At 41.5% G+C, this 12,291-nt stretch carries 8 protein-coding genes and 1 pseudogene; 7 read left to right on the plus strand and 2 right to left on the minus strand.

The annotated features are described in order from the left end of the window. Positions 1–323: 323 nt before the first annotated feature. Entirely contained in the window at positions 324–1,154 is an 831-nt protein-coding gene (locus L1267_RS03205) for a CvfB family protein (protein WP_235382080.1), read from the minus strand. 2 nt (positions 1,155–1,156) lie between these two features. Beyond that, the gene (locus L1267_RS03210) at positions 1,157–2,482 is read right to left on the minus strand and encodes a DEAD/DEAH box helicase (RefSeq protein WP_235382081.1); all 1,326 of its coding nucleotides are present in this window, start codon (positions 2,480–2,482) and stop codon (positions 1,157–1,159) included. Between the two features lie 199 nt (positions 2,483–2,681). Here L1267_RS03210 and trhO point away from each other — a divergent pair, with 199 nt between their 5' ends. The 7 genes and pseudogenes from trhO to L1267_RS03245 all read left to right on the plus strand — a co-directional run bounded on the left by trhO (position 2,682) and on the right by L1267_RS03245 (position 12,191). Further along, positions 2,682–3,689 (plus strand): oxygen-dependent tRNA uridine(34) hydroxylase TrhO, encoded by a 1,008-nt coding sequence (gene trhO / locus L1267_RS03215; RefSeq protein WP_235382082.1) that lies wholly within the window; start codon positions 2,682–2,684, stop codon positions 3,687–3,689. Positions 3,690–3,925: 236 nt separating this feature from the next. Beyond that, on the plus strand, positions 3,926–4,558 hold the full coding sequence (locus tag L1267_RS03220) for an outer membrane beta-barrel protein (protein ID WP_235382083.1): 633 nt from the start codon (positions 3,926–3,928) through the stop codon (positions 4,556–4,558). A 143-nt stretch (positions 4,559–4,701) separates the two neighbouring features. Continuing rightward, positions 4,702–5,133, plus strand: coding sequence for a hypothetical protein (locus tag L1267_RS03225; protein ID WP_138557488.1), 432 nt, complete (start codon positions 4,702–4,704; stop codon positions 5,131–5,133). A gap of 272 nt (positions 5,134–5,405) precedes the next feature. Next, positions 5,406–6,422 (plus strand): efflux RND transporter periplasmic adaptor subunit, encoded by a 1,017-nt coding sequence (locus tag L1267_RS03230; RefSeq protein WP_442960548.1) that lies wholly within the window; start codon positions 5,406–5,408, stop codon positions 6,420–6,422. A gap of 2 nt (positions 6,423–6,424) precedes the next feature. Continuing rightward, a pseudogene (locus L1267_RS03235) lies at positions 6,425–9,502 on the plus strand (efflux RND transporter permease subunit). 83 nt (positions 9,503–9,585) lie between these two features. Next, positions 9,586–11,484, plus strand: coding sequence for a DUF294 nucleotidyltransferase-like domain-containing protein (locus L1267_RS03240; RefSeq protein ID WP_199526453.1), 1,899 nt, complete (start codon positions 9,586–9,588; stop codon positions 11,482–11,484). After that, the gene (locus L1267_RS03245; protein ID WP_235382084.1) at positions 11,484–12,191 is read left to right on the plus strand and encodes a 3'-5' exonuclease; all 708 of its coding nucleotides are present in this window, start codon (positions 11,484–11,486) and stop codon (positions 12,189–12,191) included. The genes L1267_RS03240 and L1267_RS03245 overlap by 1 nt, the downstream gene beginning before the upstream one ends. The last annotated feature ends 100 nt before the right edge of the window (positions 12,192–12,291 follow it).

Consider the following 12,291-nt stretch of genomic DNA (forward strand, 5'->3'; position numbering starts at 1 on the left):
TCGCTGCTTTATAAGTTGCTGGGTACCAATTAGGTGCCTTCGTGAAGGCTTGAGCCGTATGCAGTGAAAGTTGCACGTACGGTTCTTAGGAGGGCGACACTTGGTAACAGGTGTCGTCTATCCGACAGAAATGAGTTAATCCTGAAATGCTGCTTATGGAACAATACCGACTTTCACTTTTAAATGAATAGTGCTCAAAATAGCGTTTGAAAGTTTACGGCACCTGTAAGTTGAAGCTATAAAACCAATAAGAATAAAAAAGAGTAAAGCTTTCACTTTACTCTTCAAATAATTCAATATCTTGTTGGCTCGCAACTCGCAACTTATTTTAATCTAATCGACGTTGCTTCAATCTCGATTAAACCTTGCTTAAACAAACCGCCAATGGCTTTTTTGTAGTTTGCTTTACTGGTTGAGAAAGTCTTTTTAATTGCTTCAGGGTCTGACTTATCACCTAGGTGAAGTACGCCGCCTTCGGCTTTTAATTTTGCAAAGATTTTTTCGCCTAAGTCGTTTACTTTGCCCATACCTGGCTTTTCAAGTAGTACGTCGATTTTGCCGTCTTCACGTACTTTTTGAATAAAGCCTTTTAAGCGCTGGCCAACAAATAGCTTTTTAAATACGGTGTTGTAGTAAACCACACCTATGTGGGCTTCGTTTACGAGTACTTTGTAGCCTAGGTCTGTTTTACCGGCAACGATTAAGTCAACTTCTTCCATCGTTGAGTAAGTTGGTTCTTCTTTCGATAAAAACTTATTAAAGTTGCTTGATGCACAAATACGTTGGCTGGCGTTATCGAGATATAAACGTACAAGATACGAAAAGCCTTCTTTCATTTTTGGCTTTTGTTCATTGTATGGCGCTAGCACGTCTTTTTCGAGGCCCCAATCCATAAACGCACCAGTGCTATTAATTGCTTTAACACGGAGTAGGGCATATTCGCCCACTTCAGCTAAAGGTTTTTTTGTGGTGCCTGTTGGGTGGCCTGTATGATCTAAATAAATAAATACTTGCACGCTGTCACCAGCTTCAAGTTCGAATTCAATTTCTTTACTTGGTAAAAATACTTCACCTAAGTCACGGCCATCTAAATAGGCGCCTTCGTTTGACATTTCGTTAACGAATAGTGTTTGGGTTGTTCCAAGAATGCTCATTATTATTCCTGTTCTGGTTTTTTCTTACGACGCATAGGTGAAAAACCATCGACATCAATAGGTGGTTTAATAGGCGTTTTCGGTTTTTTAGGGGCAGCTTTACGTTTTGGTTTAGCAGGCTTTGCAGCGACTTTTTTCTCTGCTTTATTCCAAACCGTTTGTGGTTTTTTATCACGTAGGCCTTTAAATTTACCAACAAGGCCGTCAACAGTGAAAAAGCTTAATTCATCATTTAAAAATGCTTTAATTGCTTTGTAGCTAGGCCAATCTTTCGGGCCCACTAACGAAATAGCAGTTCCTTTAAAGCCTGCGCGACCAGTACGACCAATACGGTGCACATATTCTTCAGCATGTTTTGGCAGGTCAAAGTTAATTACGTGGGTCACGCTTAATAAATCAAGACCACGTGATGCAACATCAGTGGTGATTAAAATTTTAAAGTTTTCACGGCTAAAGGCATCCATGATTTCAAGGCGCTTAGCCTGTGTTAAGTCACCCGCAAGTGCTTGTGCTTTTAGGCCTTTATCAGTTAATAACTGGCTTAAACGCTGAGTATCGGCACGTGTTGCAGTGAAAATAATGCATTGGCCAACATTATCTTGTTTTACAAAGTGCTCTAGTAGCGCTTCTTTGTGATCTAGATGATCAGCTAAATAAAGCTGCTGGGTAATGTCACTATGCTGCTCATTAGAAGCACTTAACAGTATTTGTTTTGGTGAACGTAATAAGTTACGTGACAGGGCATCAACTTGTGCATGGTCAAGCGTTGCTGAAAACAATAACGTTTGACGTAATCGGTGATCAGCAAGTTCGTTGATCATTTTAACTTGATCGGTAAAGCCTAAATCTAGAATACGGTCAGCTTCATCAAAAATTAAAAGCTCTAAGCCTGAAAGCTGTAATGAACGTTGACTTAAATGGTCAGCTAAACGGCCCGGTGTGCCCACTACAAAGTGCGGGTCTTTACGAAGTGCTTTAATTTGATCGTTAAAGTTTTCACCACCCAGTATTTTTACTGCACTAATGTTTGTGCCTGCAATTAAAAGTCTTAATTGGCTGTATACTTGGGTTGCTAATTCGCGTGTAGGCGCAACGATCAAAACGCGAGGGTCGCGTTTACTGAGTGCTTTTTGTTTCATTACACGCTGTACAGCAGGTAATAAAAACGCCAGCGTTTTGCCCGATCCTGTTTTTGACTGTGCAAAAATATCATGGCCTGCGATAGCTGTTGGCACCGCGTGAGCTTGAATGTCAGTGGGCTGGGTGATGCCTTGATGCGCAAGTTGTTTTTCGAGGCGTGTATCAATCCCAAGTTCAGTAAAATGCAATGCGTAATCTCCGATGAGCAAAATTTGTAAATCTTGTTCATTATAACGTACTTGCCTTGCTAGGAGACAGTAAAAACACAGCTATTTCGCATCAGTTTTTGCAATTATCGCTAATTCGCGTAAAATACGCGCCCTCAATGCGCCGGATTTACGATTCGGTTAACGCCCCACATGGGCATTTAAGGCAAAAGGTAAAACCATGACTGCTGTTCATAAAGACAATGTAACCAGCGAGCACTTTGTTGTGTGCGCACTCTACAAATTTGTAGCCCTTCCAGATTTTGAAGCTATTCGCCAACCATTACTTAAAGTGATGGAAGACAATGAAGTACGCGGTACTTTGTTACTTGCGGCTGAAGGTATCAACGGTACTGTTTCTGCTAAACGCGAAGGTATTGATAACCTATTAGCATGGTTAGATGCACAACCAAACCTAGATAACATTGTGACTAAAGAGTCATACGATGACGAATGCCCGTTCTACCGTACAAAGGTAAAACTTAAAAAAGAAATCGTAACTATGGGTGTTGAAGGTATTGACCCACGTGAAGTAGTGGGTACATACGTTAAGCCTGCTGATTGGAACGCGTTAATTTCAGACCCTGAAGTGATTCTTATCGATACGCGTAATGATTACGAAATCGAGATTGGTACTTTCCAAAATGCGGTTGATCCAAACACGAAGACATTCCGCGAATTCCCAGCATGGGCAAAAGAAAACCTAGATCCAGCAAAGCATAAGAAAGTCGCTATGTTCTGCACCGGTGGTATTCGCTGTGAAAAATCAACTGCGTATATGAAAGAGCAAGGTTTTGACGAGGTATTCCATCTTGAAGGCGGTATCCTTAAGTACTTAGAAGAAGTACCAAAAGAAGAAACCATGTGGGAAGGTGAGTGTTTTGTATTTGATAACCGCGTTGCGGTAAATCACGACTTACAAAAAGGCTCTTACGACCAATGCCATGCCTGTCGTATGCCTATCACTGAAGAAGAAAAGCAAAAGCCTGAATACATGGAAGGTGTTTCGTGTCACCACTGTCACGACAGCCTAACAGAAGAGCAACGTGCACGCTTTGCTGAGCGTCAAAAGCAAATCGAATTAGCACAAGCGCGTGGCGAAGGTCACATCGGTAACGAAGCGCAAGAAGTACTTCGTAAACGTAAAGAAGCTAAAAGAGCGCAAAAAGAAGCACAGCGCCAACAGTAACCTTTAGCAAATTTCTTATAAACCCCAGCATAGTCTGGGGTTTTTTTATGGATTATTTATTAGTTAGCTTTTTAAATATAGTTACTTTGTTTATTAAGTCACTGTAATTACTATAAAAGCTACCATTTGTTCCTTATTGCTGTACAATCTGCCGATTATTTATTTTAGATACCATCTCCAACACTATCTTTTCTTAATTTTAAAAAGTAAACGTTTGAAGTATAAGGATATATACAATGTACAAACTACTTACGGTGGCAATGTGTTCAATGCCATTTTTTGCTCATTCAGCGCTTAACGAAAATAAATTTGGTTACATTGGCATTGCTGCTCAAAAAAATTACTACGATGTTAATTTTATCCCCTTGATAGAGCAGCAAGAAATTTTACCGTTACGTTATGACTACAGTGACACAGGAACGGGATTTAGAGGATTTGCCGGCTACCAATTTAATCAATATCTAGCAATAGAAGCAGGTTTTAGTGTGCTTGGCGAAGCCGAATTTAATGTCTATAGCGAAACAACTAATCAAAGTGGTACGGTCGTTAAAAACTCTGTTTACAGCGGAGGGCTTGAAACCAATGCACTTGATCTGCGTTTACTTGGTACATACCCAATTACTGGCAATGTATTTGTTAGGGGGCATTTAGGCAGTGTACTTTGGGATAGTAATTTTAGCTTTCTTCAAAAATTCTCTGATGATTACTTTATTGTTGATCAAAAAGACTCTGGAGTATCACTTTTAACCGGGCTAGGTATTGGTTATGCATTGTCTAGTGGTACGGCCTTAACACTTGATTATGAAAATACAAAAATTAATGATAGCAACACACATAATATCATTGCTTCAATAGTGTTTAAGCTCTGATTTATCCGAGGATTTTTTAGTTGAGTTACCTAGTAATAAGTTAGTGCGCTTTTTTACACTTACCTACATATATCTCACAGTCCCTTACGAACTAAGTAGTTATTATTCTACCTAACAGTAATACTTTATAGGACTAAATGGGTATGAAGAAACTACTAGTGAGCTTATTATTACTAGGTGGCTGCGCGACACAAGGTGTTGATAGAGCCGATCAGCAGGTCATGATTAAAAAATTTTACGCCAAAGTTGAAGATGTTAAACCTGTAAAACTGTCATCTAATGTCAAAACAGGCATTGTTGGTGGCTCTGCAATAGGGCTTATCGATGAATTAGATGGCAATCATGAAGATATGGTTGCTGGGGCATTAGCCGGTGCAATTATTGGTGGGCTTTTTACTGCCATTGCAGAGGGTAGCAACAATGCCTTTGAATACGCACTTAGAGCAGAGCAAGAAGGGCGTTTTTCTGTTATTCAAAAGGACGAAATTGATCTTAATTCTGGTTGTGTAGAAGTGACCATTGCCTCAGAAGCGCGTTTAAAAACCGTGCCTGCAGTTAACTGTATTAATTTATAAGATTAATCTGCATTCATACAAACCAGTTTGAGGGATAAAACCTGTTGCTACATGCGTTTAAAGTGACTTAGCTATCAGTAAGGATTTATTGCCTGAAAATAGCTCACTTAAATAAACGATTTTACAGATAGAAATGCGGCAAAATCAGCGCCGTATTTCTAATTATTCATTTTAACTTATCAATTTGTTTATTAAACGAAGCATCCTTTTTATTGATCACAAAGCTGTTACACTTCGTAACAATTAAAACGATTCTTATTTAGGTGACACTTTTGATAATTGGCAAATTGCATGCATGGACTTTTCTTGCCTTAATTAGTTGCGTATCAGTCGCTGAGGCTGCAAACGTAGTTGTTGAATCAGTTACGCTTGAAAAAGCAAAACAACAAATAAAAGCAGTTGGTAGTGCTGAAGCTGTGCGTTCTGTAACCTTATACCCTGCGGTTGGGGACAGGGTGACTGCTGTTCACTTCAAACCCGGTGACAATGTCAAAAAAGGAGATTTGCTACTTGAGCTTGATTCGCGCAGGCAGCAAGCTGCTCTTTTAGAAGCACAAATAACGTTAAATGACACAGAGCGAACAATGAAGCGGCTCGAAGAAAGCCATGCTCGAGGTGCTGTACCACAAAGCGATTTAGACGATGCAAAAACGTTGCATGAGCTTGCGAAAGTGCAGTTGATGCAAGCAAAAACAGAGCGTGAAGACCGCGAAATTCGTGCTCCGTTTAGTGGTGTGATGGGGCTAACAGATGTAGAAGTTGGCGACCGGATCACAACACAGACTGCGATTGCAACGATTGATGATGTATCAACACTGTACATTAACTTTAATGCACCAGAAGCAGCAATTGATGTTTTAAAGGAAAAATCAGCTGTTGAAGTGATCCCTTGGCTAGGCGACAAAACTTACAGCGCACAAGTTGCCCAGTTAGACTCTCGTATTAATCCTCAATCGCGCACCTTAAGAACCAAAGCAAAGTTAAATAATGAATCTCATCAGTTTATGCCTGGTATGAGTTTTCGTGTGCATATTAATTTACTTGGTGAAGAGCATGCAGTGGTTCCTGAAGCTGCCATGATGTGGGGAGCTGCGGGCCCTTACGTGTGGAAAAGTGTTGATAAAAAAGCCACACGTGTTGATGTTAAAATTGAACAGCGTTTAGCCGGTCGGTTATTGGTATCTGGTGGCTTAAAAGAAGGTGATTTATTGGTTACTGAAGGCGTGCAACGTTTACGCCCAAACCAAGAGCTTACTTTTATGAATGAAACAACGCTTGCCAAGGAGTGATAATGAAACAGCAACCTATGATGGAAGATTTACCATCAATGGCGATACGTCGCCCCGTATTAATCGTGGTGCTGAATTTGTTAATCATCATAGCGGGTATTGCCGCTATTGCAGGTATTGAAATACGTGAACTACCAGATGTAGACAGGCCACGCATTACTGTTTCAGCATCGTTTCCTGGGGGCTCGCCTGAAACCGTTGATACCGAGGTAACCAGTAAACTTGAGGGGGCTGTTGCTCGGGTAAGTGGTGTTAAAACAATTCGTGCGCAAAGTGAAGAAAATAATGCCCGTATTGTGGTTGAGTTTCGCCCGGGTGTTAATCTAGATGATGCAGCCAACGAAACGCGCGAATCGGTTGCCCGTGTATAGCGAGAATTGCCCGAAGAAGTAGAGCGTGTATCTATCATTAAAGCTGATAACGATGCCGAAGCGGTGGTATCGCTAACGGTATCAAGCGACAGCTTATCATTAGAAGCACTTACTGAACGCGTTGATGTTGACTTAGCCCCGCAGTTTTTAACTATTCCTGGGGTTGCTGATGTTCGCTTAAATGGCGACCGTGAGCGGGTATTAAGAGTACGAATTGACCCGCTAAAACTAAGTAGCTTTAACCTTACAGTGCCAGATATTGCCAATGTACTTCGCCAAGCTCCCTTTGATGTGCCTGCAGGTAGTTTAAAATCAAGCGATCAACAGGTGATTGTTCGTGCCGATGCTACGTCAATATCAGCTGAACAAGTGGCAGATATTATAGTGCGTGACGATACCCGTATTGGTGATGTTGCTGCAGTGTATTTTGGCCCAGCTGATCCGCGTTCATTCGTGCGATTAAATGGGACGCCAGTAATTGGCATGGAGATAATACGCCAAGCTCAATCAAATACTATCGAAATTTCTGATGAAGTGCTGAGCTTAATCGAACGTATGAGAGTACGTTTTCCTGAAATGGAATTTACTTTAACCTCCGACGATGCGCAGTTTATTAGAAGCTCAGTGGATGAAGTAATAAACTCTCTATTACTGACAGTGTTGTTAGTAGTGATCACACTTTGGGTGTTTATTGGCTCATGGCGAGCAACGCTCGTCCCCGCATTTGCCATACCTGTTGCGTTAATTGGTTCTTTAGCACTGATTTGGGCGCTTGGTTTTTCGATTAATATCTTAACTTTGTTGGCGCTGGTATTAGCGACAGGCCTTATTGTAGATGATGCGATTGTGGTCAGTGAAAATATTCAACGTCAGCGTGGCTTAGGCCTTGGCCGCAGAGCTGCGGCTGTAATTGGCACCCGGGAAGTATTTTTTGCTGTGGTGGCAACAACCGCTGTATTAGCAGCTGTGTTTGTGCCGATTGCCTTTTTGCCTTCAACAGCAGGGCGACTATTTAGAGAGTTTGGTGGTGTGCTTGCTGGAGCTGTGATTATATCAAGCTTTGTAGCGCTTTCTTTAGTGCCTGCTCTAACCTCAAAACTTAAATTAAAGCAGGGTGGTTTTCACCCTTTTGCAAAAGTTGGGCATGCTTTAGCGAATATATATAAACGCTCAATTCATGGTGTACTTAAACATGCATGGCTAACATTTTTTGCTTGCTTACTCGTTGCAGCAGGCTCTGGTGCGCTGTATTTCAATTTAGATAATGAATTATTGCCGACAGAAGACCGCGGTAAAATTCGCATTTTCGCCCGTGGCCCAGATGGTGTCGGCCTTAACTTTATGGACAGGCAAGCAGTGCAAATGGAAGACATTTTACTGCCCTATGTTGAAAGTGGTGATATTGAGTCTATTTATACCGTCGTTGGGCAATGGGATCCGAATATCGTATTTATCACTGTGCCGTTAAAGCATTGGGACGAACGAAATTTTAGTCAGCAAGAAATTATCAATAAAATTCGTGGACCTTTAGGAAACATTCCAGGTGCGGCTGGCTACCCAGGTGGTTCAAATAGTTTGAACTTGCGTGGTCAAGGCGGTGGTATTGAGCTTGCATTATTGGGGCAAGATTACCTTGAGATCTTTAAAGCGGCACAAAATTTCTCGGCAGAAATAGAAAAAGCCTTGCCAGAAGTGGCGCCAGTACGTATCTCGTACCAACCGTCACAACCACAATTACGGGTTAATATTGATAGACGTCGTGCTGAAGAGCTCGGCGTATCGCTCAGTGATATATCTATTACGCTTAGAGCAGCCATTAACGGCGATGACATTGCTGATTTAAACATCGGCGACCAATCAATCCCTATTATGCTGCAAGCACAAAACCAAACTATTACAAACCCAAGTGACTTAGCAAACTTATATGTTGGGGGTCGTAATGGTCAGTTAGTGCCACTGAGTAGTGTGGCAACCATTACAGAAGAAGGTGTTGCAGCAGAACTAGAGCGCCATGCTCAGCGCCGAGCAATCGAATTAAGCATGGAAATGCCAGATGACATTACCATTGCCGAAGTTGTAAATAAAATCCGTGAAATATCTGAGCAAAACCTGACAGCTGGTATCAGTTTAGCCTTTAAGGGTGAGGCACTCACCTTTGAAGAAACGGCTAATGAAGTGCTGATCACTTATATTTTGGCATTTTTGATTGTATTACTTGTGTTAGCTGCGCAATTTGAAAGTGTTAATAGTGCCATTGTAGTGATGATCACTGTGCCATTTGGCATTACATCGGCCATTTTGGCCTTGTATCTAACGGGTACATCATTGAACATTTATTCACAAATAGGTTTGGTCATGCTTATTGGCTTAATAGCTAAAAATGCTATTTTGCTGGTGGAATTTGCTGACCAATTACGAGATAAAGGTCGCAGTGTTAGAGAAGCAGTTGAAGAAGCTGCTCTTGTGAGGTTACGCCCAATTGCGATGACCTTAGTGTCTACTTTGCTAGGTGCATTACCACTTATATTATCCACCGGTGCCGGTGCCGAAGCGCGTAACGCGATTGGCTGGGTGGTATTTGGTGGTTTAGCATTAGCAGTGCTGTTCACATTATACCTTACACCTGTGATTTATCTTGGTTTAGCGCGCTTTACCAAACCTCGTGGTGATGAGTCGAAACTTCTGGCCGAAGAACTAGAAAAGGCTTAATCCATTTAAATCTGCTATTTTTTCTTTGAAAAAATAGCAGATTACACTCACAATCAAGGAAAAGCTCAAAACTAGGTACGCTTATGCAAGCCGAACACGTCGATATAGCACAATTTTTAAGTGATCATGCTCCATTTGATGATTTGCCCGAAGAAGCGGTTAACACTCTCGCTTCACAAGTAGAGATAGCCTACTTCAGAGCGGGAACACAAATCCTAAATTACGGCGATGATATTGCCGATTTATATGTAATTAGAACCGGAGCCGTCGAAATGTATCGACGCGATGGTGATTTGTATAACCGTTTAACTGTCGGTGGTATTTTCGGACAAATGGGTTTGCTGATGAACCGCAAAGTCCGATTTCCTGCCAAGGCCCTCGAAGACACCTTAGTGTATTGCATTAATGTAGAGCTATTTAATCAATACTGTGATGAATACGAAGCCTTTGCAGACTTCTTTGAAGCTGATGGCAATGTGCGTCTTCATCAGGCCATTGTAGAGCAGGCTGACAGTAATGATTTAACAACTGCAAAAGTTAAATCATTACTGCACAGAGATGTAGTAACCGTAGCAAAAGACGCGTCTGTGCAAATGGTTGCCCAATTGATGACACAAGAGTCGGTATCGTCTGTATTAGTAACAGATGCCGATAAACCCATCAGTGATGATCCTGACGATGACGATGGTCAAGTAGTTGGCATAATTACAGACCGAGATTTGCGCACCAGTGTGATTGCTGAAGGCTTAAGTTACGAATCACCTGCCGAGCAAATTATGCAAACGGATCTTATCTTACTCGATAGCAACGCCTATGTATTTGAGGCTGTGCTTGCTATGCTCAGAGATAACATTCATCACCTACCTGTCGTTGTTAAGAAAAAGCCCATCGGTGTTATTTCGTTATCTGACATTTTGCGATATGAATCACAAAGCAGTTTATTGTTAGTGCGGGGTATTTTAGCTCAGCAATCTGTGGAAGATTTAGCGCATTATGCACGTCAGCTACCTAACGTGTTTGTACGCATGGTAAACGAAGACGCTAACTCTCATATGATTGGTACAGCAATGGCTGTAATAGGGCGCACCTTTAAACAGCGTTTACTTGATTTAGCCGAAGAAAAATTTGGCCCGCCACCCATTCCTTATTGTTTTATTGCATTAGGTTCAATGGCTCGTGATGAGCAATTAATTGTTACCGACCAAGATAACGCCATTATCCTTGATAATAGCTTTAACGAGGAATTACATGACGAATATTTTCAAAAGCTCGCTGACTTTGTCTGTGATGGTTTAGCCGAATGTGGCTATAAATACTGCGAAGGGGAAATCATGGCGTCATTTAAAAAGTGGCGTTTAACTCGTGAGCAGTGGAAAGAGCAATTTGCAGGCTGGATGGCAGAACCAAAACCACAGGCTTTATTACACAGCTCTATCTTTTTTGATTTAGATGGCGTTTACGGTAAAACCAAATGGGCTGATGAGCTCAAACGATTTATTGCAACTGAAGGGCGTAAGAATAAGCGTTTCTTGGCTAACCTTGCAGCCAATGCCCGTAACAGAACACCGCCTTTAGGTTTCTTTAAAGATTTTGTGCTAGAGCATAATGGTCAGCATAAGCGTTCTATGAACTTAAAACGCCGCGGTACTGCGCCATTATCAGATGTGATTCGTGTTCACGCTTTAGCAATAGGCAGTCGTAAACAAAATTCATTCGAGCGTTTAGAAGATATCATCGAAGCAAAGCTTTTACCCGCAGGGAAAGCGCAAGATCTTCGAGATGCCTTAGAATACATTTCGATGGTTCGTATTCGCCACCAAGCATGGCAAATTGAAAAGTTAGACGAAGCCCCAGATAACGATCTTGAGCCACATTTACTATCGCCTTTTGAGCAGCGCAACCTTAAAGAAGCGTTTGCGATTTTAGATAAAGCGCAGAATTTCCTTAAATTCAGATACTCTGCCAATACAGGGATGAAGTAATGGCTAAACAAGGTGTAAAACTTGATTGGCCGACTCGGTATCAGCAGTTATTGGCGGCTAGCAAACAGCCGTTAATTCAAGAGTTTTATCAAGCCGCTATTTGTGATTTAAACATGCCAATTAGCGACGTACCCTTAGTGGCGCTTGATTTTGAAACGACCGGTCTAAATTTTCAAAATGACGATATAGTCAGTGTTGGTTTAATTCCATTTAATGCTAGGCGCATCTTTTGTAAAGATAGCCAGCATTGGATTGTACAACCAAGACGTAAGCTCGCTGAAGAGTCGATCGTTATTCATGGTATTACCCATTCAGAAGTAAGTGACGCGCCAGATTTTTCATCTATTATGGAGCCATTACTAGCAGCATTAAAAGGTAAAGTCATAGTGGTGCATTTTGCTCCCATTGAACGACACTTTTTGTATCAAGCGCTACAATCGCGATTGGGTGAAGGCCTTGAGTTTGCAGTAATAGACACGTTGGAGCTTGAAAGCAGGGCGCTTAGAGCAAAACAAGGTCTACTAGGTAGGTTGTTTAATTCTAAGCTTGATTCCGTTCGTCTTGCGGATTCTCGCATTCGTTACTCGTTACCTGCGTATCAAAACCATAACGCACTGAACGATGCCATTGCCACCGCAGAGCTGTTACAAGCGCAAATTGCTTATCATTACCGCCAAGATACACCGCTAAGCGAATTGCTCATATAGCGTGCTTAACAGCACAGATTTTATGACGAGTAATTTAAATTAAATGAGCAAAGCTTATAAATAAAAAACGCCGCATATAGCGGCGTTTTTTATTTAAAGG

This window comes from Pseudoalteromonas sp. OFAV1 (genome assembly GCF_021532595.1).
GTDB classification, from domain to species: domain Bacteria; phylum Pseudomonadota; class Gammaproteobacteria; order Enterobacterales; family Alteromonadaceae; genus Pseudoalteromonas; species Pseudoalteromonas lipolytica_C.